The 25,658-nt window shown below is 44.9% G+C and carries 21 protein-coding genes; 10 read left to right on the top strand and 11 right to left on the bottom strand.

All coding sequences use genetic code 11. From position 1 onward, the window contains the following. Positions 1-5: 5 nt before the first annotated feature. Positions 6-761, bottom strand: a complete 756-nt coding sequence (locus RT064_RS03560) for a ParA family protein (RefSeq protein WP_313061511.1) — start codon at positions 759-761, stop codon at positions 6-8. 241 nt (positions 762-1,002) lie between these two features. Between RT064_RS03560 and RT064_RS03555 the strand changes: the two genes are divergently transcribed. Beyond that, entirely contained in the window at positions 1,003-1,668 is a 666-nt protein-coding gene (locus RT064_RS03555; protein WP_313061508.1) for a DUF2799 domain-containing protein, read from the top strand. Positions 1,669-1,926: 258 nt separating this feature from the next. Here the strand turns inward: RT064_RS03555 and ttcA are convergent, their stop codons facing one another. Together ttcA and RT064_RS03545 are read right to left on the bottom strand one after the other, a co-directional pair. After that, a complete protein-coding gene (gene ttcA / locus RT064_RS03550; protein ID WP_313061583.1) occupies positions 1,927-2,982 on the bottom strand; it encodes a tRNA 2-thiocytidine(32) synthetase TtcA in 1,056 nt (351 codons plus the stop codon). Positions 2,983-3,445: 463 nt separating this feature from the next. After that, the gene (locus tag RT064_RS03545) at positions 3,446-4,672 is read right to left on the bottom strand and encodes an AI-2E family transporter (RefSeq protein ID WP_313061505.1); all 1,227 of its coding nucleotides are present in this window, start codon (positions 4,670-4,672) and stop codon (positions 3,446-3,448) included. Between the two features lie 314 nt (positions 4,673-4,986). Between RT064_RS03545 and purM the strand changes: the two genes are divergently transcribed. Both purM and purN read left to right on the top strand, forming a co-directional pair. Next, entirely contained in the window at positions 4,987-6,033 is a 1,047-nt protein-coding gene (gene purM, locus RT064_RS03540) for a phosphoribosylformylglycinamidine cyclo-ligase (protein ID WP_099834354.1), read from the top strand. Between the two features lie 159 nt (positions 6,034-6,192). After that, a complete protein-coding gene (purN, locus tag RT064_RS03535; protein WP_313061503.1) occupies positions 6,193-6,885 on the top strand; it encodes a phosphoribosylglycinamide formyltransferase in 693 nt (230 codons plus the stop codon). Positions 6,886-6,954: 69 nt separating this feature from the next. On the opposite strand, the gene ubiA is transcribed toward purN, so the two are convergent. The 3 genes from ubiA to RT064_RS03520 all read right to left on the bottom strand — a co-directional run bounded on the left by ubiA (position 6,955) and on the right by RT064_RS03520 (position 9,615). Then, positions 6,955-7,866, bottom strand: a complete 912-nt coding sequence (gene ubiA / locus RT064_RS03530) for a 4-hydroxybenzoate octaprenyltransferase (RefSeq protein ID WP_313061499.1) — start codon at positions 7,864-7,866, stop codon at positions 6,955-6,957. Positions 7,867-7,958: 92 nt separating this feature from the next. Further along, a complete protein-coding gene (locus tag RT064_RS03525; RefSeq protein ID WP_313061497.1) occupies positions 7,959-8,783 on the bottom strand; it encodes a methyltransferase domain-containing protein in 825 nt (274 codons plus the stop codon). Positions 8,784-8,799: 16 nt separating this feature from the next. Beyond that, the gene (locus RT064_RS03520; RefSeq protein WP_313061495.1) at positions 8,800-9,615 is read right to left on the bottom strand and encodes an oxygen-binding di-iron domain-containing protein; all 816 of its coding nucleotides are present in this window, start codon (positions 9,613-9,615) and stop codon (positions 8,800-8,802) included. A 336-nt stretch (positions 9,616-9,951) separates the two neighbouring features. On the opposite strand from RT064_RS03520, the gene tsaB reads away from it, so the two are divergent. The 3 genes from tsaB (at position 9,952) to RT064_RS03505 (ending at position 12,380) form a co-directional block, all read left to right on the top strand. After that, positions 9,952-10,623, top strand: coding sequence for a tRNA (adenosine(37)-N6)-threonylcarbamoyltransferase complex dimerization subunit type 1 TsaB (gene tsaB / locus RT064_RS03515; RefSeq protein WP_313061492.1), 672 nt, complete (start codon positions 9,952-9,954; stop codon positions 10,621-10,623). 113 nt (positions 10,624-10,736) lie between these two features. Then, on the top strand, positions 10,737-11,573 hold the full coding sequence (locus tag RT064_RS03510; protein WP_313061489.1) for an undecaprenyl-diphosphate phosphatase: 837 nt from the start codon (positions 10,737-10,739) through the stop codon (positions 11,571-11,573). Positions 11,574-11,579: 6 nt separating this feature from the next. Next, a complete protein-coding gene (locus tag RT064_RS03505; RefSeq protein WP_313061485.1) occupies positions 11,580-12,380 on the top strand; it encodes a class I SAM-dependent methyltransferase in 801 nt (266 codons plus the stop codon). A 69-nt stretch (positions 12,381-12,449) separates the two neighbouring features. Here RT064_RS03505 and RT064_RS03500 read toward each other — a convergent pair whose 3' ends face one another. Continuing rightward, a complete protein-coding gene (locus RT064_RS03500) occupies positions 12,450-12,875 on the bottom strand; it encodes a hypothetical protein (RefSeq protein WP_313061482.1) in 426 nt (141 codons plus the stop codon). Positions 12,876-12,990: 115 nt separating this feature from the next. After that, positions 12,991-15,801: a preprotein translocase subunit SecA gene (gene secA / locus RT064_RS03495; protein WP_313061480.1), complete on the bottom strand. Its 2,811-nt coding sequence runs from the start codon at positions 15,799-15,801 to the stop codon at positions 12,991-12,993. Between the two features lie 278 nt (positions 15,802-16,079). Between secA and RT064_RS03490 the strand changes: the two genes are divergently transcribed. The 3 genes from RT064_RS03490 to fdxA all read left to right on the top strand — a co-directional run bounded on the left by RT064_RS03490 (position 16,080) and on the right by fdxA (position 20,562). Beyond that, entirely contained in the window at positions 16,080-17,090 is a 1,011-nt protein-coding gene (locus RT064_RS03490; protein WP_409519522.1) for an adenosine deaminase, read from the top strand. 163 nt (positions 17,091-17,253) lie between these two features. After that, on the top strand, positions 17,254-20,166 hold the full coding sequence (mutS, locus tag RT064_RS03485; protein ID WP_313061477.1) for a DNA mismatch repair protein MutS: 2,913 nt from the start codon (positions 17,254-17,256) through the stop codon (positions 20,164-20,166). A gap of 72 nt (positions 20,167-20,238) precedes the next feature. Next, positions 20,239-20,562 (top strand): ferredoxin FdxA, encoded by a 324-nt coding sequence (gene fdxA / locus RT064_RS03480; RefSeq protein WP_007115596.1) that lies wholly within the window; start codon positions 20,239-20,241, stop codon positions 20,560-20,562. Positions 20,563-20,812: 250 nt separating this feature from the next. Here fdxA and RT064_RS03475 read toward each other — a convergent pair whose 3' ends face one another. Both RT064_RS03475 and RT064_RS03470 read right to left on the bottom strand, forming a co-directional pair. Continuing rightward, complete coding sequence (locus RT064_RS03475) at positions 20,813-21,646, bottom strand: inositol monophosphatase family protein (protein WP_007115595.1); 834 nt, start codon at positions 21,644-21,646, stop codon at positions 20,813-20,815. Positions 21,647-21,681: 35 nt separating this feature from the next. Then, positions 21,682-23,823: a 1-deoxy-D-xylulose-5-phosphate synthase gene (locus tag RT064_RS03470; RefSeq protein WP_313061473.1), complete on the bottom strand. Its 2,142-nt coding sequence runs from the start codon at positions 23,821-23,823 to the stop codon at positions 21,682-21,684. Positions 23,824-24,320: 497 nt separating this feature from the next. Between RT064_RS03470 and ribA the strand changes: the two genes are divergently transcribed. Next, positions 24,321-24,953, top strand: coding sequence for a GTP cyclohydrolase II (ribA, locus tag RT064_RS03465; protein ID WP_313061470.1), 633 nt, complete (start codon positions 24,321-24,323; stop codon positions 24,951-24,953). A 40-nt stretch (positions 24,954-24,993) separates the two neighbouring features. Here the strand turns inward: ribA and RT064_RS03460 are convergent, their stop codons facing one another. Beyond that, complete coding sequence (locus tag RT064_RS03460) at positions 24,994-25,641, bottom strand: LysE family translocator (RefSeq protein ID WP_135889722.1); 648 nt, start codon at positions 25,639-25,641, stop codon at positions 24,994-24,996. Between the last annotated feature and the right edge of the window lie 17 nt (positions 25,642-25,658).

Raw genomic sequence — 25,658 nt, 5'->3', positions numbered from 1 at the left:
TTATATTACTCGTACCAGCTGCTATTTTTGGATTTTTTAGATGACGTTTTTGCTTCAGTTTTGGTGTCAGCTTTGTTTTCGGCTTTGCCGTCAATTTTGTCAGTCGGCTGCGGCTCGGAAGCTAGCATATCCATAATCGGTTGCCACTGGGCTTGAATGTCGCGGTACGGTTTTTGGCTCTTATCAAAAATCGTCAAGCCGCGCTCTGCCAACGCTTGATAAATACTACGCTCAGATAGCCAAGCCAGGGGCTGCTGCCCAATATCAGCAAAATACGCCATCAGTTTTTCGGTCGGTTCATTGTCCTGCATTAATTGACTACGCACGCGATTGGCCACCAGATAAATATCGACTTTGCCTTTACGGATACGTTTGATGTCTTCTAGGCTTTTTAAAAAGCGTTTGGTACTGTCAATATCAAAAAAAGCGGGCAAAACAGGAATTAAAATCGCCTTGCATTCGGCAATCAGCTGCTCGGCTTTAGTGCCTGATAACGCACCGGGGGCATCAATAATCAGCCAGTCATTTTTACCCAAGGTTTTTGGGATATCACCTATATCATTGCTATCGCGCCAGTCAATACCGATAATGGCAGGCACGTCCGCTGGGCGCATTTTTAGCCACTGTAGGCTTGATTTTTGGGGGTCTGCATCTGCCAATGCCACTGTTTTGCCTTGGTTTGCCAATGCCGCCGCTAGACTCACCGCAATCGAGGTTTTACCACATCCCCCTTTTTGATTGGCGATTAAAATTTTTCGCATGACCCTCACCCTGTTGATAAAAAATTAATGCAATATCACCACATTAACCCAAAATTTTAACCCTGTTAATTTGACGCTATTCATTTGATTATATTAAATAGCCTAACAAAATTTTAACCATTGATAAATGCTTTTATATAAATAATCTGCTAAATTAAAAAATATCAATTCATTAACGGTTTAATCGGTTTAGCCAGTTTTTAACTGACTAATGGCGACCGGAAACCTCAAAGGTGACACCATGACGATGCTTTCATTCATACAAGCCTATCACCCAGCAACCACCTCAAAAAAAATGCTTGGACTGTTTGCTGTCACTGCCTCGATGACAGGTTGTGCTACCTTGGGTGGCGGATTAACACCCACTCAGTGCCAACAAAGCAATTGGCAAACCATTGGTTATCAAGACGGTTTACTAGGTCGCAATCAAGATTATATTCAAAAGCATATCAAGCAATGCGCTAAAGCCAATGCTGTACCCAACCAGCAACAGTGGCGACAAGGTCGTGAAGCAGGGTTAAAACGTTATTGCACGCCGCTACGCGCTTACCAGTTGGGACGTGAGGGCTATGACTATAATGATGTATGCCCACAATCGATGACGCTTGATTTGTTAAAAGCGCATGATGAAGGTTATCTCAACTACCAACGTGAGCAAAGGCTAAATCAACTGTGGTACAACACCGACCCGTTTTGGGACTCGCCCTTCTACGGTAGCCGTTTTGGTGGTTGGGGCGGTTTAGACAGAGGGTCACGTCCGTATTATCCCCGCATTGCACCTAACAACCGCTACCCAAAATACAGCGATACCCATCAGCCTACATCAAGCCAACCTGTAGCGCCTAGCCCTGTTATGCCAAGCCCCGTTACGACTAGCAATGATGCAACCATAGGGTCAAAAAAATAATCGCGGCTAAGATAAAAAAACAACGCGACGAACTTATCGTGAAATTTTGTTTTGAAGTCTAGTTGCGCAATCTCGTTTAGCGATATGACCCGCGGCGTGATGACAATAATTTAAAGGTTAAAACTAAAAAAGAAGTTCGGGTGTATTTAACCGAACTTTTTTATTAAACCAGTAGCTTATTAAATCAACCGCTTATCACCTCAATAGCTTAAACCATTACAGCAACCAAAATAGCCGTGTGCTTGATCGGCTTGGTTATCAAATCACAGGATTGATTGTCGGTATTTTTTGGCTCTCAGCGTTTTGGCTGGCGTTGGATTTTCGAGGCACTTCGGGTTTTTGAGGCGCTTTGTTTTTCTGAGACCCTTTGTTTTTCTGAAACTGGGTGGGGTCAAAGGTTTGCACATCAGGTGCGGTTGGCACCCCTTTTTGCTGAAGCTGCTCATCAATCTGCCCAGCTTGGATGTTTTCCCCTTCAAATACACGGATATGCTCATCACGCCTTAACTGCAAATTTTCGAAGTCAAACAACTCACGGTCAGCGAGCTGTGACGGTGCGACATTTTGCATCGCGCCAAATATCGAATCCAAGCGATTCGGGTATTGTTGGTCCCATGCGCGCAGCATGTCATTAATCATCGCCCGTTGTAGGTTTTCTTGACTGCCGCACAGGTTACAAGGAATAATCGGAAACTGCTTGTAATTGGCATATTTGATAATGTCTTTTTCTTCCACATACGCAAGCGGACGAATCAAAATATTTTGCCCATCATCCGATAGCAGTTTTGGTGGCATCGCTTTGAGACTACCGCCGTGAAATAAATTTAAGAAAAACGTTGCCATGATATCATCACGGTGATGACCCAGTGCCACTTTGGTTGCACCGATTTGTTTGGCAAATCCATATAACGAACCACGGCGCAGACGTGAACACGCAGAACAGTAAGTTTTACCTTCTGGTACGATTTGCTTGACCACGCTATAGGTGTCTTTTTCTAGAATATAATACGGAATGCCATGCTCGGTCAGATAGTTGGGCAAAATATCTTCAGGATAGTCAGGTTGCTTTTGGTCAAGATTGACGGCAATCACATCAAACTGAATCGGTGCTATTTTCTTTAAGAACAATAAAATATCCAGTAAGGTAAAACTGTCTTTACCGCCTGAAATACACACCATGACCACATCACCGTCTTCAATCATGTTGTAGTCGCGAATCGCCCAAGAGACCAGCTTACGCAATTTTTTTTGTAGCTTGCGAAAACGCGTGGATTTGATGTCATCGCCTTGGCTGTCCCCTTTGGCATCGCCCAATGTTTGCTGCGCCTCATTGTTTAATGCTTCGTTTAACGCTTCATTGTCTAAAGCTTCATTGTTTGACGCATCATCATCCCAATCATTATCATCAAGCCCATCTATGTCACTATCTGAGTCTATGTCACTCTCTAATAGTTGGGCTGATAATTGGGGATTTAACTCAACAGCAGATATGGCTGCTACTGGGCTTACAGAATTGTTTGATTGCATAAGATACCTAACTGATGATAAACCAATAAATAAAAATATGAGGACGCTATCGGCTATCAACGACGCGTCATTTATTGGAAAAATTGCAAATAAAAAAAGCATTTAACGTAAGGCAGGCCAACCCCCTCACAATAAATGCTTGATTGAGCGTATCTATAACCGCCTATCAGATAGAAAACGCCTATCACATAGTCGGCTATTATACGGCAAAATTACGCGCTTGTAGTCACTTGAATGACAGCTTGCTGTTTTAGAAGATATTTTTTATCCGCGTCATCCAACTGGTATTTTCTTTTTTTACTTGCTCCTCGATTTGTTTTTGTTGCTGCTCAAGCTTGATATCCATCAGATTTTTTTCTTTAAATAGACTATATTGGGCATCGCCTTTGTAAAACTCAGTTTCACGGTAACTGTCATACGCATGTTGGAATAGCACATTGAGTACAGCGGCGAGCGGCAAAGCAATCAGCATACCTGCAATGCCTGCCAGTGCCGCCCCGGCAAGTACCGCAAACATCACCCATAATGGTGATAAACCAATTTTATCCCCCAACAATAACGGCTGCAAAACATAACCTTCCACCGCCTGCCCTACCATGAAGGCACCGACAATTAGCAGTAAATGCACCCAGTCCACGCCAAATTGAAACAGCCCTGCAATAATCGCCGCGATAAAGCCAAGAGTAAAGCCAAGATACGGCACAAAACTTGCGATACCCGCTATCATACCGATGATAAGACCGACTTTAAGTCCAATGAGTTGCAATTGTACCGCATACACCATACCCAGCAGCACCATCACCAGTAGCTGACCTTTGATAAATGACATCAACGCTTCATCACTTTCTTTAGCGATACGATAAACAGATGGAATATAACGGTTGGGAATCATATGACGCATTTTTACCAAGCGCTCATCCCAATTATATAAAAAATAAAACATTAAAATCGGCACGAGCACCACAATGCCCGCCACGTTGATTACATTCATGCCTGATAACATTAAATTGGTAAAAAATGAGCGCGCATCGGTGATATTGTAGTTTTCTTTGAGAAAATCGACCAAGCCTTTTGACATATCTCGTACTTGCATGGCAGGCAAGCGTATGGGGGTGTGAGAACGCACCCAGCTTCGAAACGTATTGTTATAATAGTCAATTGCTGTCGGTACATACTTCCATGCCGATTGTAACTGCTCCCAAACCAGTGGAATAAGCCACCAAAGTATCAATCCAATCATTAGCGCAGTGGACAAATATACCAGCAAAATTGCCACCCAGCGGCGAATGTGTGCCTTGTCCTGTAATTTTTGCACCAACGGATTAATCGCATACGATAAAATAAATGCTACCAAAAATGGCAAAATTACCGATTGTAATTGATAAATGATATAGCCTATTGCAACCAAAAATAGCGATATAAATACCCGTTTGAAAAATACATCTTTCGTAAATCGATAAGGGGATGGGTTGTACATAGGTTCCTCAAAAAAGCCAAATACGCCAAAAATATAAGGGTAAAGTTAAATAAAAGACGGTCACTGCCATCGTTGTATTTTCGACTAATTTTAGGTAATTTGACAAAAATAGATAGCGCAAACTGCACAACTCATACAAATATTCGAAGCTATGTTATAAAGCCCTATCACATTTGTGGGGCTAGAAGGCGTCATCAATGATAAACAGCCTAATATTGCCAGGTAGCAAAGCGATGGATTATTTTTCTTTTTGATGGGAATTTGGGTATAATGCGCGTATTACTTTTCCCAATGATTCTGGCGATAGGAAGACCATGACTACACAACCCACTTCGTTAAGTTATAAAGATGCTGGCGTCGATATCGATGCTGGCGAAGCGTTAGTTCAGCGCATTAAATCAGTTGCCAAAGCAACTAGCCGCTCTGAAGTAGTCGGTGGTTTGGGTGGATTTGGCGCCTTGTGCCGTATTCCGCAAGGCTATAAATCCCCTTTATTGGTTTCAGGGACTGATGGTGTCGGTACCAAACTCAAACTGGCTTTACAACTGCAGCAGCACGACACCATTGGTCAAGACTTGGTCGCGATGTGTGTCAATGACCTGCTAGTCTGTGGCGCCGAGCCGTTATTTTTCTTGGATTATTACGCCACAGGAAAACTGGATGTCGATACCGCAGCAACGGTTATCACCGGTATCGGTGACGGCTGTAAATTGGCAAATTGTGCGCTCATCGGTGGCGAGACGGCTGAAATGCCGGGTATGTACCAAGATGACGACTATGATTTGGCAGGTTTTTGTGTCGGCGTCGTCGAAGAGTCGGAAGTGATTACGGGTAAAAACGTTGCCAACAGTGATGTGTTAATCGGTATCGCCTCTAGCGGCGTGCATTCAAATGGTTACTCACTGGTGCGTAAAGTGATTGAAGTCAGTGGTGCCGATGTTGCCACTGAACAATTAGACGGCAAAGCATTAAAAGACGTGCTGATGGCACCGACAAAAATCTATGTCAAAGCCATTGGGCAACTGCAAAAAACCTTGGGCAACGCAAGCTTGCATGCGATGGCACATATCACCGGTGGCGGCTTGACGGAGAACCTACCACGCGTATTGCCCGACCATTTGGCGGCGCAAATTGATGTGAATTCTTGGACATTCCCGCCTGTGTTTCAATGGCTTCAGCAAAAAGGGCATATCGAGCAGATGGAAATGTACCGCACCTTTAACTGCGGCGTGGGTTTTGTCGTCGTGGTGCCGGCAGATAAAGCAGACCAAGCCATTGACTTACTCAATGAGCAAGGCGAAACTGCATGGAAATTGGGTGAAATCGTTGAAAGACAGGGCGATGCGGTAACCTATCGCTAATTTTATCAGCGACTCAATCGGTTACTTTACTATTGGGCTATTTTTCCCTTAAGCTAATTTACCATTGAGCCAATTTACCCTTTAGTTAATTTAAAAGGTGCGTTTTTACGCACCTTACTTTTTCCAACCTATTGCTTTACTATCATTATGAAGTTGAACATGACAAACCCTACCCCGTTAAAAATTGCCGTCCTCGTCTCTGGCAGTGGCAGTAACCTGCAAGTATTAATTGATAAGCAGCTACAGCAACTATTGAACATTCAAATCGTGGGCGTGATTAGTAATAAAGCCGATGCCTACGCGCTTGAGCGCATTCGCCTTGCCAATGAGCAGCAAGCCAATATTGCAACCGCAGTGATTGAGCGTGACGATAATGGCAAAAAATATACCCGTGTCGGTTTTGAACAACGGGCACTGCAAGAATTGCGCGCGTGGCAACCTGATTTGGTGGTGTTGGCAGGATTTATGCGGATTTTAACGCCGCTGTTTATTGATGGTGTCACCAGCAGCACTGAACTAAACGTGCCGATGATAAATTTGCACCCGTCACTGCTACCCAACTATAAAGGCTTAGATACCCATACCCGCGTGCTACAATCTGGCGAGCGCTATCATGGTTGCAGTGTACATTTGGTAACGAGCGAACTCGATGCAGGGGAAGTCATCGCCCAAGCGGTGACCTGCGTCAACGCGGCTGAGAATGCTGACCAATTACAGCAGCGCGTTCATGCGATGGAACACCAACTGCTGCCTATGGTGGTGGGGTTATTTGCTGAGCGGATTGTTTCGCTGAAAAATAACCAACTCACCAACCGCCTTGGACTCAATCTGCCTATCAAGTTATGGTTATAGTCAAATTATGGCGATAGTCAAAAAAAACGCCTACAATCAAATTTAGGCGTTTTTTATCTGTATCAGAGTTTATCCTCGAAGTGCCCATACACTCAATATCACGATTAGCAAAAATACATAGCGCCCTACCCACACGTTATCTAAAAACGCATTAAAGCAAAGCTTGCGATCGTAAGTGAGACATTGTTTATTTTGTCGATAAAACATGGCAACGATAGGTAGCAGCGCCAATACTGAAAGCGCGCCAAAATAATGCCAAAACACGCCCGCCAAACTGAGCAAAAACACCCCTTGAAGTAGGCTAATTATCAACACATCGTGTTTACCAAATAAAATCGCGGTGGATTTGACCCCAATTTTTAAATCATCCTCACGATCTGCCATCGCATATTGGGTATCATACGCCACCGTCCAGCCCATATAGCCGAAAAACAGCAGCCAACACCAAATATCAACCTCGGTCTGCCCCGTTAATACTTGCGATACCGCAACATACGCCATCGGAATCGCCCAGCCGAAAGCCGCCGCCAAAAACACTTGCGGCAAATGGGTAAAGCGTTTCATAAACGGATAGATAAACGCCAGCGCCACCGCACCAAATGACCAAATAAAAACCTGTATGGGCAAAAATACTAATAGCGCTGCACTCACCCAAGATAAAATTAAAAACGTCCAAACCGCTTCTTTACCCGTCAAGCGACCATCCGCCAGCGGTCTACCTTTGGTTCGCGACACATGGCCATCGACTTTTCTGTCAGCAAAGTCATTGATGGCACAGCCTGCCGCTCGCATCAACACCGCACCCACTGCAAAGATTGCCACCACATGCCAAGGAGGGAGTTGTTCAAACCCTTTCGCCGCTAAAAACACCGCCCATAAAGTCGACCAAAACACAAGTTCAATGCCCACAGGCTTATCAAAGCGGGTCAGGTGAATATAGGCTTGAAGCTTATCTTTAAAAGACAGAGTGTGTGTAGTCATAGCATGTTTAATTAAACTAATCAAAAAGGAATAGAAGGTTGAAGTTAGTGTAGCGCTAAATGTTAGCCAAATCGTCGATAAATTTGTTACCCTTACAGCTGCAAGCCAATCATCAGCAGTTGGTAATCCAGCCCAATCGGTGATTGGTCTTGCAGATAGCGTCTAAATGTCGCCGTATCGATGCTGTCTTTGCCAGAGACGGCGCCGCCCATTTGCTTGAGATTTTTTAACAGAATTTTTAAATTGTCATAAAAAAAAGCAAACGATTGCTCGGTTTGATACATTAGCGTGCCTTGACGCTGTTGCCGCAAGGTCTCTATCGCCGCTAGCCAAGCGTGACTGGGTAAAAAATCAAAAACAGGCAACTTGGGAAAGCGCTGACGGACTTGATGAAAAGAGCCTGCCACCGGAATCGCCAAATGCAGCTGACCTTTGGTTTTGACGATGCGCCCAAGCTCTGCGATAACGCTTGGCGATGTCCAATGAAGGGCAAAACTACTCATCACCAAATCGGCAGATTGATTTGCCAATGCCATATCTGCCATATTGGCGCAAAGCGCTTGGCTGTGCAGTGTCATTGGGGAATTTGGTAGCGACGAGACTGGGGTAGATGACAGCGGCATCGACAAAAGATGCGCGACTCGCTGTTGCCATATTGCAAGCATACTGGCAGCAGTATCGACACCATATAACTGAGCGGAAGCTAGCGCTGCGTTTTGTAAAAACTTTGACATCACCGCTTGAGTCAATTTTCCTGTGCCACAGCCCACATCAACCACGCACATATCGGTTACGCCGGTATGGTAACGCGCAATGAGCTGCGCCAAGTGCTCTGCCACCTGCGATTGAATCGGTGTGGCGGCATCGTATGAGTTGGCAAATTGTTCAAAAACAGGGGTGACAGTATAGGACATCATCGACTAAAACAACAAATCAGTCAACTTTAACACTATTGATTAGCCCTGCATAGTCATAATCGTCTTGTGTGAGCAAATCAACCCCACAAGGCAAATTGCCTATCCAATCCAAAAAGCGATTAATCATGGCTTTGCCAACAAAAGATTTGCCATGCTGCGGCACAATCATCTCGACATCTAACTGCCGAACCGCATCTGCCCAAAAGCGGGTGACTTTATTACTGACCATGTAGCGCTGATGAAATCCTCGCATGGTCGGAATATGGGAATCAAAATCTTCCACTGGCACATTCGCATCACCCAACAACGAAGCGCCCATATCGCCTGAAAATAAAATTTTGCTGATAGGGTCATAAAACTGAAAATTACCTTCTGAATGCAGAAAGTGCGCAGGCAAAGCAAATAACTGGGTTTTTCCCAAAGGTAACACCGCGCCTTCATCCGGCAGCGCAATCAAGCGCTTAAGATACCCTTCTTGCAGACGGTCAGTGGTAAACGCGGAGTTAAGATGCGGTAAAAAACGCTCCCACAATCTTGAGATGACGATATTGGCTTGGGTATGCAGTAGCCAACGCGGCAATGACGCAATGATATCGGGGTCTTGGTGTGAGCCAATCACATAGCGAATATGCCTTATATCAGTATGTTTGAGCAGTGCTAGGGTTAGCGGCGTATAGGTCAAGTCCCCACCTGGGTCAATAACCGCGCCGACAGTTTCCTCATCTGCGTGCAAAATTAAAAATTGATTGGACTGAATACCGTCACCTTTTACCAAATCACTAAACATAATGCACTGATGCTTGCCATTATCAAAAATTATTTTACCGCTCATAACCTATCTACCCATTTAACCGACAAATAAAACTTAAACTACTAATAAAAAATGCTATCACACACGCTATAAAATTGTGCAGCAAAGTGACTTTTGAATGGCTTTGCAAACCATTGTTAACCGTTAGCTATCAACTTCAATACGTTGGCTTTAAATCCCTAAAAATAGTAAGGATTATAGCACTTTATTGACGGGATCGAGGGTATTTTTGCCTAAATCCCTGTTAACTAAATTATGCTCAAATTTGTTTTTAGTGGTATCATACCAAGCAATTTTTTAGGCAAAATTTGTGCGTTGTAAGCGCATGATTACTGCAAACGGTAAAGGCAATTTGTTATGATTTTGGCACTTGAAAGTGTGTTTGACCAATGCTCAGTGGCATTCATGGATTTAGCGGGTAATGTCGTCGCTGAACAGACGCTTACGGGAAATCGTCTGCAAACCCAGCAAATTTTGCCGATGATACAAGCGCTGATGACAGCATCATCGATTGATTGGTCACAACTGACTGCGATTGCTTTTAATCGAGGTCCCGGGGCTTTTAGTGGCATACGCATTAATACGGCGGTAGCGCAAGCCATCGCCTTTGCCCATGATGTGCCATGTTTGCCTGTATCAAGCCTGCAAGCTATCGCCCAAACGGCATTTGAACGACACCAACGCCCCCACGTATTGGTGCTGACAGATGCGCGCATGAACCAAGTATACGCCGGTGAATACGCCATGAGCGATGGTATCATGCAGCTTGTGGCAGGCGCTACTGAGCATTTGCTTGATTATGACAGTGTGATAGACAAAGACTTAGCCTTAGTAGGCAATGGCGCAACCTTGGTCAATGCGCAGCTAGGTCAAGCTATCTTTGCCGATATTCTCCCCTCAGCGGTTATCATTGCCAAACTTGGGCTAGCCTTGTATCAGCAGCAGCAATCCGTCCCTGCTGAGCTGGCGTTGCCGGTTTATTTAAGAAATAACGCGTGGAAAACCCTAGCCGAACAACAAAAGACTTAATTTATCGGCTGATTACTCAGATTGTGTTAAGTTTGACTCGCTACTCTTTATCTTGTTATAAGCGCAAAAATTGTTAGCTTTGACTGTTAATCACTAACATTGTTGGATACGTTATGGATCTTATTTTGATTTTTAAAGCCATCATCATGGGCATGGTTGAGGGCATTACCGAATTTTTACCGATTTCAAGTACCGGGCATTTAATTCTTGCCGATTCCCTGTTAAATTTTTGGACCAAAGACAAAGCCGACTTGTTTATCGTCGTCATTCAGCTGGGTGCGATTTCAGCGGTAATTTATTTGTACTGGGGAAGGCTATGGCGTGCCTTGATGGGACTGATTACGGGTAAAGACCCTGAGCGTAACAACCCGCGTCAATTGGGCATCTCGCTGATTATTTCCACCATTCCGATTATGCTGATAGGTTTGATGTTTGATAAAGCGTTAAAAGCGGCGTTGTTTAACCCAACCGTGGTGGCAATCTCATTGATTGTCGGTGGTTTGATTATCTTTTGGGCAGAGCGCCAACAACACAAACATACGGTCAAATATGCCGAAGCGGAAGATATTGATATTAAAACGGCGATTATCATTGGTTTGATTCAATGTCTTGCCTTGATTCCTGGTACTTCTCGCTCAGGCTCTACCATTATCGGTTCCCTATTTTTGGGGGTATCACGTAAGGCGTCTGCGGAGTATTCTTTCTTCTTAGGTATTCCTGTATTAGTAGGTGCTGGGCTATTAGACCTGACCAAAAACCATCATATTTTAACCAGCACTGAAGACTGGACCATCATGGCAGTGGGTGTGGTGGTCTCATTTATTTTTGCCATGATTTTCATCAAATGGTTGGTTAACTGGGTTAGTACCCGTGATTTTACGATTTTTGCGTGGTGGCGCATCGTGGTAGGCGTACTGGTACTCATTGCTGGTATGCTGGGCTATATTTAACTCGCCATGCTATCTCATCAATCAATCCAACTGTATTATGTTGACACTTTGCCAAGCGAGCAGCGTTTGGCAAACGTCGAAACCATACTCGCCCCTTTATCCGTCAATTTACAACCACAAAAGATTACTAGCAAAGTAACTCAAAAATGGCTGAAATCAGTCGATGATAACAGTGTGCTGATTGATGAGGTAGGCGATGTTTTTGTCATCGCAGCGGGCATGAAAGTCAGCCCCAATTGGCAAAGCCTACAACAGCGGGTGGTCAAAGCGGGCAAAAAAACTGAGCTGCTACTCAAAGCCATGCAGCTACAAGCTAACATGACTGTCATTGATGCCACCGCAGGATTTGGGCATGATAGCCTAATCTTGGCAAGTACCGGTGCCAGTGTGACGTTGCTTGAACAGCAGCCACTTATGTTTTTGCTACTGCAACTGGAACAGCAAAAAATGGCGCAGCATCGCAACTGGCAAAAATTGATGAGTCGATTAACGATTTATCATGGCGATGCCATAGAATTGCTGGCTAAGTTGCCTAAAGCCGACCGTGTCTATCTAGATCCGATGTTTCCTGCTGATAGCTACAAATCAGCGGTGAATAAACATATGCAAATGTTGCATACTGTGACGACCCCACCGTCGATTGCACAAGCCCAACAATTATTGTCGGCGGCGTTGGCACAAATAACCCCACAGGGTATGGTGGTAGTCAAACGACCTAAATCAGCGCCTTTTCTTGCGGACCAATCGCCTAAGCTAAGCCTATCAAATGATATCGTGCGTTTTGATAATTATTTGAACAGCATTTAGTTTGAACAGCGTTTAGATGAAGTGTTAAAAAAAGCTGATGGGTATCAGCTTTTTTTGTGGGTTTAGTCGTTATTGACCAACCTTTTGGTTACCGACGGCAGGCGCTGCATCATCGCTGGCTTTTGGTGCGTTGGGCGAGGCAGGCGCATTATCAATCACGGTATCATTTTCCGTAATCTTATCCATGGCTGAATTATCCGCGCCGCCGTCATCTGTAGCGTCTGCCTCGGTACTACTCGCTGGCATCGCATCAACAGTGGTCGCTGTGCCACTGGCGCTGGTAGCATCAGGACCGGCATCTACGGTGGCATTGGCTTCGGTCACAGCGGCGCTATTTTTTTCATCGGCAGGCGCAGCTGACATTGGTACGGCTTGTGATTCTGCCGCTGATGCTGCCGTCGCGTTGTCTGTGCTGTCCGTCTTTTTATCACAAGCTGTCAACGTAAGCGCCGATACTAAACTCAGCATGGTGATTTTTGCTAGTGTATTTTGCATGGGTATTCCTCTACTATCAATAAATCGCTCAATCCGACAACGTACTTGATAGCCTATATTGTAAAAATTGCTGAAGCCATGATGCGGCTAATTTAAAGATGATAATGATGTCACCTTAAATTTTACCATGGCATTGCTTGTATTTTAAACCAGAGCCACATGGACAAGGGGCATTTCGGCTAATCGCTAAGTTGGCATACGGATTGTCACCATTTTCAGCCATCTCTGGACTCGCGGTTGCCGCTGCTGAGCCGCTTAGACCAAATGAATACGTGGCTCGCGTGCGTTGCTGGCTATTACGCGCAATCATGTCTTCATCTTCACTTAGCTCACCGGTCACGCCATTCATTTCTTGGTGCTCAAAATGCAGACGCATCATCTCGGCTTGTTCACGTTGCTGGCGCTCAAGCTCAGCGATTTCTTCTGGCGTTGGGATATGCACACGCGCTAAATCTTGCACGGTTTCAGACTTGATAGCACCGAGCATACTTTGGAACAATGAGAAGGCTTCAGATTTATATTCTTGCTCAGGATTTTTTTGCGCATAGCCTCGCAGATGGATACCTTTACGCAATTGATCCATTTGGTTTAGATGTTCTTTCCAATGCTTATCTAGGCTAGATAGCATAAAGTGACGCTCAAGCTGGGCGGCATTTTCCTCGCCCATTTGCTCACGGCGAGCGCGGTAGTTGAGTAACGCAGCCTCAATGATTTTTTGGCGTAAACCTTCTTCATCCAAACGACGATCGGCATCTAGCCAGTCATTGATTGGCATATAAATACGAAACTCACTTTCAAGCTCGTCTTCAAGCCCATCAATGTCCCATTGGTCATCAATCGAACCGGGTGGCACGAACTGGTCAATCAAGGCATTGTACACATCGTAGTGCATCGCTTCGATAGCTGCTTGTAGATTACTTTCGGCAAGCAGTTCATCGCGCTGTTTATAGATAACCTTACGTTGTTCGTTGGCAACGTCATCGTATTTGAGTAGACTCTTACGGGCATCAAAGTCGCGGTTTTCCACTTTCCTTTGGGCGTTTTCAATCGAGCGTGATACCATTTTGTGCTCAATGGCTTCGTCTTCTTTTAGCCCCATGGCGCGCATCATATTTACCACGCGATCACCAGCGAAAATCCGCATCAAGTCATCTTCAAGCGACAAGAAAAACCGTGATTCTCCAGGGTCACCTTGACGACCCGCACGACCGCGCAATTGGTTATCAATACGGCGCGATTCGTGACGCTCAGAACCGATGATATGTAAACCACCCGCCTCTAGCACTTGTTGGTTTCGCACTTGCCATTCGGCATGGGCTTGCTGTTTCATTTCAGGGGTGACGTTGTCGATTTTGGCGAGCTCAGCTTGCCAGTTACCCCCCAAGATAATATCGGTACCGCGACCTGCCATGTTGGTGGCAATAGTGACCGCATTAGGCCTACCCGCTTGCGCGATAATATCGGCTTCACGCTCATGCTGTTTGGCATTAAGGACGTTATGCTGAATGCCTTCTTGCGTCAGTAACTCTGAAAGCACTTCACTGGCTTCAATGGTTGCCGTCCCCACCAAAATCGGTGCCTTTTTTTCTTGAATGCGTTTGATTTCGCGGATGATGCCTTGATATTTGCCCATTTTACTTAGAAAAATTTGGTCATCAAGGTCAATACGCTGAATCGGTTTGTGGGTGGGGATAATCACCACATCTAGATCGTAAGTCTGTTTAAACTCCGCAGCTTCGGTATCGGCTGTACCCGTCATGCCTGAGAGTTTGTCATACAGACGGAAATAATTTTGGAATGTCGTGGTGGCGAGCGTTTGGTTTTCGGCTTGGATTTCAACTTGTTCTTTGGCTTCAACTGCTTGGTGCAACCCTTCTGACCAGCGGCGACCGGGCATAGTGCGCCCTGTGTTTTCATCGACAATGATGACTTCGCCTTCATGCACGATATAGTGAATGTTTTTAACAAATAAATGGTGCGCACGAATCGCGGCTTGGACGTGGGCTAGTAGGGGCAAGCGCGTTGGGCTATATAGGCTCTCGTTTTCGCCAAGCTCACCTTTTTCCACCAAGAATTTTTCGATTTTCTCGTAGCCTTTTTCGCTGATTTCGATTTGGCGATTTTTTTCATCAATCCAAAAATCCTGCTCACGGTTTTCGCGGTTGCCTTCTTCGGTTTCTGAGCGTTTAAGGCGCGGGATGATGGTGTCAATCAGCCTGTACATAGCCGATGAGTCTTCGGCTTGACCCGAGATAATCAGCGGCGTACGCGCTTCATCAATCAAAATCGAGTCAATCTCATCGATGATACAATAGTTGAGTCCGCGCTGTTTTTTCTCATCTAGGCGAAATACCATATTGTCACGCAGGTAGTCAAAGCCGTATTCATTGTTGGTACCGTAGGTAATATCTGCGGCATAGGCCTCAAATTTTTCCATCGGGTCTTGCTGTGAGTAAATCACGCCGACAGTCAAACCCAGAAAGTCAAACAACGGGCGGTTTAGTTCGGCATCACGGCTTGCCAAGTAGTCATTGACGGTGACGACATGCACGCCTTTACCGCTAATCGCGTTGAGATATATCGCAAGCGTTGCCATCAAGGTTTTACCCTCACCCGTGCGCATCTCGGCGATTTTACCTTCGTGCAGGGTGATACCCCCGATGAGCTGTACATCGTAGTGACGCATACCAAGGACACGGCTTGAGGCTTCACGACAAACTGCAAAGGCTTCAGGTAAAATGGTATCTAGGCTAGTACCCTGCTCAAACTGGGTTTTAAATTCCGCAGTTTTCTGTTTTAATGCTTCGTCAGAGAGGGGCTGGATTTTGGGTTCTAAGGCGTTGATTTTGTCGACCAACTTACGCATTCGCTTAAGCTCACGGTCGTTTTTGGTGCCAATAACCTTGCCTATCATTTTGCCTAACATACGAGGATTTTCCTAAAGTGCTCAAATCAATAAGTGCGATGACTTTTAATACGATGACGGTTAATAAAGGTGTTCAAAATAAATTTTGCTATTATATATGGGTTTGCTTTTTTTAGATACAAGGTTATGACAGCCTGTAAGTTTGACCCGCTCCCCTCTATTACCTTTATCTTTATAAATCCATCCCCATAATTGAACTTTATTTTCGAGATTTTCATTGTTGAAATTTTCTTGGAAGATTTTAATCCCATCTTTGCCATTATGCTATCGAGTTTGCTATGACTGCCACATTGACGCCACAACAACTGATTCATCAATTACCCAAAGCCGAACTACACGTGCATATCGAAGGCACGTTTGAGCCGGAGCTGATGTTTGCCATCGCTAAACGCAACCAAATTAATATACCCTATCAAACTATTGAAGATGTCAAAAATGCCTACAATTTTCATAATTTACAATCGTTTTTGGATATTTACTATGCCGGCGCAAACGTTTTGGTCAAACATCAGGATTTTTATGATTTAGCGTGGGCGTATTTTGAAAAATGCCAGGCTAATAATGTGGTGCATACGGAGATTTTCTTTGACCCACAGACGCATACTGAGCGGGGGGTGGATTTTGCCACCTGTTTTCAAGGGCTTTATCAAGCCAGCTTAGATGCCAAAGCAAAAATGGGTATCACCTCGCATTGGATTTTGTGTTTTTTGCGTCATTTGAGCGAAGACAGCGCGTTTGCCACCCTTGAGCAGGCCTTGCCCTTTAAAGATAATATCATTGGCGTGGGGCTTGACTCTAGCGAAGTGGGCAATCCGCCCGCCAAGTTTGAACGGGTATTTGCCAAAGCTCGAGCGCTTGGGTTTTTGACGGTTGCGCATGCGGGCGAAGAAGGCGATCCCGCGTATGTCTGGGAAGCATTAAATTTGTTAAAGGTCAATCGTATCGATCATGGTGTGCGCTCGGCAGAAGATGATAAACTCATGCAACGCTTGATAGCGGAGCAAATGCCGTTGACGGTGTGTCCGTTAAGTAACCTTAAACTAAAAGTGGTGCAAGACATGGGCGAGCACAATATCAAAACCATGCTGCACCAAGGCGTGTGCGTGACAGTGAACTCAGATGACCCGGCGTACTTTGGTGGCTATATGAATGACAACTTTGTCGCCATTGAGCAGGCGTTAGCGCTATCAAATGACGATATCAAACAATTAGCCATCAACAGCTTTAACGCGTCTTTTATAGGGGATGCTGAAAAACAGCATTGGATCTCAAAAATTGAATCGCTTTAAGCTTTTAAATAATATTTTAAATAAGCTGGAAGAAACAAGCTCAGAAAAATAGGCTGGCAGAAATAAGCTACAAGTAACGTGCATGCCAGCCTTAACTAACCTCACACACCCAACATGGTGCGACAAACGCACCTGCTGCTTAATTTCATAACGTTTAACTATTATGCCCCAGACCATGCTTCACAATCTTGACCATCACACCCCCATGATGCAGCAATATCTCACGCTTAAAGCGGATTATCCGCATGCCTTGGTGCTGTACCGGATGGGCGATTTCTATGAACTGTTTTTCGATGATGCCAAGCTTGCTGCCGATATTTTGGGCATCACCTTGACCCGACGTGGCAAAGATAAACAGGGCAATACCATCCCGATGGCAGGCGTGCCGTTTCATTCGGCAGACGGCTATATTGCTCGGCTGATTAATGCCGGGCAAACCGTGGTGGTCTGTGAACAAGTCGAAGAAGAAAAGCCAGAAGACGGCTCAGAAAAGAATCCAGAACACAATCTTGAAGACAGCCTTGAAGAAAACATTGCAGCCAAAAGCATAGCAAAAAAAACCAGCAAAACAAAAGCCAATGCCGCTAAGATTATGGAACGTAAAGTCGTCCGTACCTTAACCGCAGGAACGCTGACCGATGATAACCTCATCACCCAAGGACAAACACCAACGGTCGTCGCGATCAGCTTTGCCAAACAGCAAATGTCGGTGGGATTGGCACAGCTGGATTTGGCACAAGGGCAAATCCGCGTCACTGAGCTTAACTGCGATAGTCATACTGCGCTACAAAGCGAGCTTGCTAACGCACTCGCGCGCTTTGATCCCAGTGAAGTGCTGATAGATGAACATCTGTCTGAGGCATGGCAACATTTTTTGCAGGATTGTCTGAGCGCAAATAGTCCAACAGCTAGCCTGCCGCCGATTTTGTCACAGCCGCACAGTTATTTTCTCCCCAATAACGCGCTTGAGCATCTGACCCAGCATCTAAGTGTCACCACGCTGGCAGGGTTTGGCATTGAGCAAAAACCGCTTGCCATCTCATCGGCATCGGTTGTACTGCATTACGGCAAACAGACACAGCAAGCTGATTTACGCCATATTCGCAGCCTGCAGCTCGAGCATAACGGCGATTTTTTGCAGCTTGATACCATCAGTCAGCAAAATTTGGAAATTTTTAAACCCGTGTTGGCATCGGGTATTTCGCTGTTATCAGTGATTGATCATTGCCAAACGCCGATGGGTAAACGCGCTTTAGTGCATCATTTGCACCGACCACTACGCAATGTCACCCTGATTAACCGCAGGCTTGATGCGGTTGAACAACTGATGACATTACCGATAGCAGCGTTTGAATTGCTTAAACAAACCTTAAGCGAAATCAGCGATATCGAACGCATTGGGGGACGCATTGGCTTGGGTTCAGCAAAACCGACCGATTTGCTCAAATTGCGTCTGAGCTTGGCGCAAGCGTTAGCGTTGTCAAAGCAGCTACAGCAACATTTTGATTTTACCACCATAACGACGCTAACTGCCGAGACGCCTTTGCTTGCCATGCTTAGCAAACAGCTACCTGACTTAGCCTTAACTGATAGCTTTGCCAATATCCATGCCTTGCTAGAGCAAGCGATTGTCGATGAGCCGCCCGCCCACATCCGTGATGGCGGCATGATAAAAAAGGGCTATGACCCACAGCTTGATGAATGGCAAAATCTGCATGGCAATATCGAGCAAACTTTGGAAGCATTGGCGGCGCAAGAGCGGCAAAAAAACAACCTGCCCATGCTCAAAGTGGGATTTAATAAAGTGAGCGGATTTTATTTTGAACTCAGTGCGCTACAAGCCAAGAACGCACCTGAATATTTTACTCGCCGTCAAACGCTCAAAAATGCTGAACGCTTTATCACGCCAGCGCTCAAAATCATTGAAGAATCCTATCTATCGGCTCAAGGGCAAGCGTTGACCCTTGAGAAGCGTATCTATGAAAATCTGCTCCATCAGCTCAAGTCACAGCTTGGCGATGTGCAGCGCCTTGCCAAAGCGATTGGGTATTTGGATGTACTTGCCAACTGGGTCAGCCTAACGCGTTTGCAGAATCGCTCTCATCATAGTAAAAACTGGTGCCGCCCGTTGTTTAATACCACGGATGATACCGCAAGCCTCAATATTCAAGGCGGACGCCATATCGTGGTTGAAGCAGGTCAACAGCGCCAAGCTCACCATCAGACGTCATCGCTTGACCCATTTGTCGCCAATGACTGTGTCATGGGGACAGCCAATCAACTTGAACGCTTGATGCTCATCACCGGGCCCAATATGGGTGGTAAATCGACCTACATGCGTCAAACCGCCCTCATCGTCCTACTTGCTTGTTGTGGCGCGTATGTCCCTGCGCAGTCGGTGACACTCGGTCGTATTGAGCGGATTTTTACCCGCATTGGCTCGGCAGATGACTTGGCAAGTGGTAAATCAACCTTTATGGTCGAGATGATTGAAACCGCCAATATCATGAACCAAGCCAATGCCAACTCATTGGTACTCATGGATGAAGTCGGTCGTGGCACCAGCACCCAAGATGGTCTAGCGATTGCGCATGCGTGCGTAAATTATTTAGCAGAAAAAATCGGCTGTTTGACCCTATTTGCTACCCATTATTTTGAGCTCACTGAACTGGCTGAGCGCCACCCCAAAATGTTTAATCAACACCTTGTCACCCAAGAAATCAACGGGCAGTTGCTGCTATTGCATAAAATCGCACCGGGGGCGACGCATCGCAGTTTTGGATTGCATGTCGCCAAAATGGCAGGTTTGCCGCAAGCCTTATTAGCCCAAGCACAACACTATTTGGATAACCAAAGCGAACAAAAAAGTTTGCCAAACAATCCTTTACCCTATCCATCAAAAGACGAGAAACAAATGGGTCTGGATTTGCAAAGTGCCGCGGCTGACTATCAAACTTTGAAGGCTGATGAATGTAAGCTTAGCCAACAACTAAAAGCCCTAAACCCTGACGAGCTGACACCGAAACAGGCGTTAGAATTTATTTATTCATTAAAGGAATTGTTAAAAAAAGCGTAACGCGCTAAAATAATACGATTGTATTTTTTATGCTTTTAACATTTGTGCAACTAAAAAAAGGTAGCCACCGCCATGACTTTCGTCGTTACTGATAACTGTGTTCGTTGTAAATATACTGACTGCGTTGAAGTCTGTCCTGTGGACTGTTTCTATGAAGGTCCGAATTTTTTGGTCATCCATCCTGATGAATGTATTGACTGTGCGCTGTGTGAGCCAGAATGTCCTGCCAATGCAATTTTCTCAGAAGATGAAGTGCCAAAAGGTCAAGAGATATACATCGAACTGAATGCAGAACTTGCTGAAAAATGGCCAAACATCTCAGCCATGCATGACCCACTACCCGATGCCAAAGAATGGGATGGCGTACCCAATAAATTACAGTATATTGAAAGATAGCCTTTCTAACATACCCATTTAGGTGATTTTTAGCAAGATGCTATAAACAGGATGCTATAAAACAGCATATAGAATGAGGACGGCAATCAGTGAATATTGATTGCCGTTTTTATATTGTCATCTCTTATTATGCCAACGTTGTTGTCTATCTGCTTAACTTACCCTCTTTAGCTTAGATTTTTTTTTACGAATTGATTATGAAATAAAAAAACGCGCTATGGATTAGCGCGTTTTTAGTGTCATAGTAACATCAGCCTTTAACGGCACTGCCCCAAACTGGCACCACAGTTTGCATCAATGGTTTTAACAGTTTGATATTTGCCGCAAAGATAGAGCCTGTTTGCATGGCATTGTGCGCGCCTGTATGGTCAACCACAGTACCCCGTGCTTCAGTGACAATCAATTCACCAGCGCAGATATCCCAAGGTTTGATAGACATTTCAAAATAACCATCAAACCGTCCCGCTGCTACATATGCCAAATCTAACGCGGCTGAACCCACACGGCGCACTTGACCGCCTTGTTCGCAGATTTTTTGTAAGCTTTCAAAATGCTCTTTGGCATACGATACTTTACCTTCCGCGCGGTTACGCTCAAGCGGATGACCTGTGGTAAAAAAGCCGCCATCAATGGTTTTATGCTCACTGACGCTGATACGGCGTTGGTTGAGACGCGCACCTTTACCACGACTGGCTGAGAACATCTCATCACGCACTGGGTCATAGATGATGCCGTGTTCGGTGACGCCATTTTTTTGCACACCGATTGAGACACAAAAATGCGGTAAGCCATGAATAAAGTTGTGAGTACCGTCTAATGGATCAATAACCCAGCACCAGTCTTTATCATTGCCCTTGCCTTCTTGTAGCCCAAACTCTTCGCCCAAAAACGAGTGGGTTGGGTAGCTTTCTTTGAGCATCGCGATCAATAATTCTTCGCTGTAACGGTCGATTTGGGTCACCAAACCATCTAAGCCTTTGCTTTCAATCGTGAACTCTAGCTTGTGGCGATTGTTGTGTGCATTTAAAATCTCTTGACCTACTTTTTGTGCAGCGCGGGCTGCCATGACGACCATCGGTTCCATAATTGACCTTTTATTGAAGGATAAAAATCTAAAATTTATGACAAAATCGTTTGCATCTGTTTGACCACACCCGCGACATCTAGCCCACAATCGGCTAATTGCTGCTCAGGGCTGCCATGCGCGATATATTTATCGGGGATACCGATATTAAGTAGCGTTGGCAAGACTTGGCTTGTTTTTGCTGCTTGGGCAACGATGTATTCATTGACCGCACTACCGGCACCGCCCATGACTTGGTGTTCTTCAAGGGTAACAATGGAGCAGTTTTGTGCCAATAGCGTATCCAGTAATTCGCTGTCTAACGGTTTAACAAACCGCATATTATAAACAAAAAACGTCGTCGTTGGGTAAGTTTCGGCTAAGTTTTGACACGCCGTAACCGCTGTCTTTACCATGGTACCAAAAGCAAGCACCGCAACTTTTTTCGCCACGTTGCCAGTACCTGTAGCATTGGCATCAATAGTCTGCTCAAGCGCTGCCTTACCGATTGGATACATCGCTTGGTTTTTATCAATCTCTGCCCCAATGCCATTACCGCGTGGATAACGCACCGCAGAGGGTCCAATATGCTCATAACAAGTATTGAGTAAGTTATAACACTCATTCTCATCTTTTGGACAAGCAATCACCATATTAGGCACAGTTCGCATAAAAGCGATGTCAAACACCCCCGCATGGGTCGCACCGTCTTCACCGACCAAGCCCGCACGGTCAATGGCGAACATCACATCCAAATTTTGCAAAGCCACATCGTGAATCAGTTGGTCATAGCCACGTTGTAAAAATGTGGAGTAAATCGCGACAATCGGTTTGACGCCTTGGGTTGCCATACCACCTGCTAGGGTCACTGCATGTTGCTCAGCAATCGCCACATCAAAAAATTGACTTGAAAAGCGCTTGGCAAATTCAGTCATGCCTGAGCCTTCAGCCATTGCAGGGGTAATCGCCATCAGTTTTTTGTCAGTGGCGGCTTTATCGCAGATAAATTCACCAAACACTTGCGAGTATTTTTTGGCGGGAGTAGGCACTGGCTTTTGGCTGTCAACTGGCACAGATTTTTCTTGCGCTGGGTTGATTTTTTTAAGTTTGGTAATGGCATGATAAGTAATCGGGTCGCATTCTGCCGGTAAAAAACCTTTACCTTTGACCGTATGCACATGAACGAGTACTGCCCCTTTTAACTGCTTGACCCGTTCAAATATTTGAGTCAATTTGGCAACATCATGCCCATCAAATGGTCCAAAATACTGAAAACCGATGGCTTTAAACAAGTTTTCAGGGAACACTTCATCAATGAGTTTATTGGCGATTTTCTCAGGTAATGTCTCTAACTGAGAGGGTTTAGGAATACCTTTTTCTGCCAATTTTTCGACAATTTTATTGGGCAGACGCGAGGTCCAGTCATCTAAGGCTTCGTTTGCCATGTGCAAATAATGACGAATACGGCGGTCTTCACTGGAGATGACGCGCTTGGTAAAAATCGCATCACCATTTTTATCGATATCCACTGCCAAACCACGCTGCCATAGGGTGGCTAAATGTTTAGAAAATCCGCCCGTTGCCTGTGAGATTGACATGTCATTATCGTTGAGCACCACAATCAAATCGGCATTTTGCTGCACCGCGTCATTCATCGCTTCAAACGCCATGCCGCCTGTCATAGCCCCATCGCCGACGATGCTAACTACTTTGTCACGTTTGCCTAAATAGCGCATAGCAAGCGACATGCCTAGCCCTGCAGAAATCGCCGTCGATGAATGCCCAACGCCAAAGGTATCATACTCAGACTCATGACGCTCAGGAAAGGCAGTTAGCCCATGTTGGCTACGAATGGTGGTAAGCTTGTCACGGCGACCCGTTAAAATTTTGTGGGGATAGGCTTGGTGCCCTACGTCCCAGACAATTTGGTCTTTGGGTGAATTAAAGACATAATGCAGTGCAATGGTAAGCTCTACGACGCCAAGGTTAGAACCAAAATGCCCGCCGCTGACGCCCGTTGTATACAGCAAAAACTCGCGCAGTTCATCGGCTAATTGTTGCAATTGCGCGGTACTCATTTTTTTTAGGTCAGCAGGACTGTCCACCCCATCGAGCAGCGGCGTATGCGGCTTTAGCATAGGGATGGTATCAAAGGTTTTTAATGGGTATTTTTGGTTAGCTATTTTAGTTTTTGACATATCTTGGCTGACACTTTTCATTGCTTACAGGGACTCGATGAGCCCTGTTGACACAGGTGAAAAAAATAAATGGTAAAACGCACAATGACTATTAACACCTTATTGCTGGCACAAAATTGACAGACTGCCAAAGCGTTGGGCGCTTGAAAATCTAGGTGGCTAAGCTGGCATTACCAGCTTTGAATTGCCAATGTGGCGCATGAATGTGGCATAATAGCATTTTTTTGTTGATTAAACATCAAACCTCGCTATTTTAGATTGTATCTTATAGCTTCTATAAAGTTTAGCTTAGCGCCTTGAATTTTTGATAAATTTTGACAAAAAAGTTGCGTCAGATAGCATGTGAGCCTAGCTTGCGGGTTATTGATAAGATGCGTAATGACGCTATCCTTCTTGATATTTTAATCAACGCCTTCATGTAAAGGGCACTTTTATTTTTGGGTTTACCGACTTGGTTCAGTTGTTTGGGTCAGTTGGTCATTTTTTTGGAGTAGTGGGTGTCGTATCAATTTATCACGCAAGCAACCTTACCAACAGCGCATGGGCTATTTGATATTCATGTGTTTGAAGATACGGACGACACGGCACGCGATGCGCTTGGCAATCGCAAACATGAACACGTCATGCTGACGGTTGGTTTGCCCACGGCCGATAAATCCAAAATCCCATTGGTACGCATTCATAGCGAATGTTTGACAGGGGATGCCTTTAGTTCGCTTAAATGCGACTGCGGTCCCCAGCTCAACGCCACCATGCAGATGATTCAAGCTTATGCTAAAAATGGCGGCTGCGGGGCGATTTTATATTTGCGCCAAGAAGGACGTGGGATTGGACTGACCAACAAAATCCGAGCTTACGCATTGCAAGACCAAGGACATGATACGCTTGATGCCAATTTGCTGCTCGATTTACCTGCCGATGCTCGTACCTATGAGATGTGCAAGCCGATGCTTGAGCATGTCGGTGTGGATAAGGTAAAGCTGATAACCAACAACCCCAACAAAATTGACTATCTCAATGATATTGGTATTGAGGTGGTAGCGCGCGTACCGCTGTTGGTGGGTGTTAACCCCCACAATGAAGCCTACCTCAACACCAAAAAAGAGCGTATGGGGCATTTAATTGGCTAAAATGATTTTTAGCCAACTTAATTCATCAAAAAATATTATGTTAATTTCTGATTGCCGAATGTACAAGTTTTAGCCCAATGAATCCTAAAAATACGCCTGCAAATTTATCAAAATAAAAAGCAACTTTACTAAAAACTTTTCTGATTTTTTGTTGAGATAAAAACAATATAATTAAACTATCCCATGCAAAGACAATAAAAGTCATCCATACCCCGAGCAGGGCTGTAATTTTGGTATTGACATTGGGTGTTAGGACTACTGAGAATAAACTTAAATAAAAGATAATATTTTTAGGATTTGATAAGCCTGATACCACACCTAAAATAAACTCTTGCCAAAACGTGGGCGTTTTTTTGTTATCCATCCCTGATTGTTTTTGGGCAATAAATTGATAGTCACTTGGTTTTGCTTGTAATGCATGATAGGCAACATAAATTAAAAACAAGCCTCCAAAGAGTTTTAGCCCTATCATCAAAAACACAGAATGGGCAATTAAGGTGCCAACACCCAATATACATAGCCCTATATAAAAACCATTTGCGAAAGCAATGCCTAAGGCAACTCCCAAAGCTTTACGACGGGTATTGCGTATGGCACTTCTCACAACTAGCAGAAAATCAGGTCCTGGACTAATTAATGCCAAAAGATGGGCAACTATCACAGTCATAATCATCGAAAAACTTAACATATCTATCATTCCTAATT

Origin of the sequence: Moraxella sp. CTOTU49097, assembly GCF_032064105.1 — a bacterium.
GTDB classification, from domain to species: domain Bacteria; phylum Pseudomonadota; class Gammaproteobacteria; order Pseudomonadales; family Moraxellaceae; genus Faucicola; species Faucicola osloensis_B.
This window is presented reverse-complemented; position numbering and strand designations above follow the sequence as displayed.

What these genes read in the sequence shown, in the direction of transcription:
- RT064_RS03560 (WP_313061511.1), bottom strand. Translation starts at nt 761, where the DNA reads ATGCGAAAAATTTTAATCGCCAATCAAAAAGGGGGATGTGGTAAAACC.
- RT064_RS03555 (WP_313061508.1), top strand. Translation starts at nt 1,003, where the DNA reads ATGACGATGCTTTCATTCATACAAGCCTATCACCCAGCAACCACCTCA.
- RT064_RS03545 (WP_313061505.1), bottom strand. Translation starts at nt 4,672, where the DNA reads ATGTACAACCCATCCCCTTATCGATTTACGAAAGATGTATTTTTCAAA.
- purM (WP_099834354.1), top strand. Translation starts at nt 4,987, where the DNA reads ATGACTACACAACCCACTTCGTTAAGTTATAAAGATGCTGGCGTCGAT.
- purN (WP_313061503.1), top strand. Translation starts at nt 6,193, where the DNA reads ATGACAAACCCTACCCCGTTAAAAATTGCCGTCCTCGTCTCTGGCAGT.
- ubiA (WP_313061499.1), bottom strand. Translation starts at nt 7,866, where the DNA reads ATGACTACACACACTCTGTCTTTTAAAGATAAGCTTCAAGCCTATATT.
- RT064_RS03525 (WP_313061497.1), bottom strand. Translation starts at nt 8,783, where the DNA reads ATGATGTCCTATACTGTCACCCCTGTTTTTGAACAATTTGCCAACTCA.
- RT064_RS03520 (WP_313061495.1), bottom strand. Translation starts at nt 9,615, where the DNA reads ATGAGCGGTAAAATAATTTTTGATAATGGCAAGCATCAGTGCATTATG.
- tsaB (WP_313061492.1), top strand. Translation starts at nt 9,952, where the DNA reads ATGATTTTGGCACTTGAAAGTGTGTTTGACCAATGCTCAGTGGCATTC.
- RT064_RS03510 (WP_313061489.1), top strand. Translation starts at nt 10,737, where the DNA reads ATGGATCTTATTTTGATTTTTAAAGCCATCATCATGGGCATGGTTGAG.
- RT064_RS03505 (WP_313061485.1), top strand. Translation starts at nt 11,580, where the DNA reads ATGCTATCTCATCAATCAATCCAACTGTATTATGTTGACACTTTGCCA.
- RT064_RS03500 (WP_313061482.1), bottom strand. Translation starts at nt 12,875, where the DNA reads ATGCAAAATACACTAGCAAAAATCACCATGCTGAGTTTAGTATCGGCG.
- secA (WP_313061480.1), bottom strand. Translation starts at nt 15,801, where the DNA reads ATGTTAGGCAAAATGATAGGCAAGGTTATTGGCACCAAAAACGACCGT.
- RT064_RS03490 (WP_409519522.1), top strand. Translation starts at nt 16,080, where the DNA reads ATGACTGCCACATTGACGCCACAACAACTGATTCATCAATTACCCAAA.
- mutS (WP_313061477.1), top strand. Translation starts at nt 17,254, where the DNA reads ATGCCCCAGACCATGCTTCACAATCTTGACCATCACACCCCCATGATG.
- fdxA (WP_007115596.1), top strand. Translation starts at nt 20,239, where the DNA reads ATGACTTTCGTCGTTACTGATAACTGTGTTCGTTGTAAATATACTGAC.
- RT064_RS03475 (WP_007115595.1), bottom strand. Translation starts at nt 21,646, where the DNA reads ATGGAACCGATGGTCGTCATGGCAGCCCGCGCTGCACAAAAAGTAGGT.
- RT064_RS03470 (WP_313061473.1), bottom strand. Translation starts at nt 23,823, where the DNA reads ATGTCAAAAACTAAAATAGCTAACCAAAAATACCCATTAAAAACCTTT.
- RT064_RS03460 (WP_135889722.1), bottom strand. Translation starts at nt 25,641, where the DNA reads ATGTTAAGTTTTTCGATGATTATGACTGTGATAGTTGCCCATCTTTTG.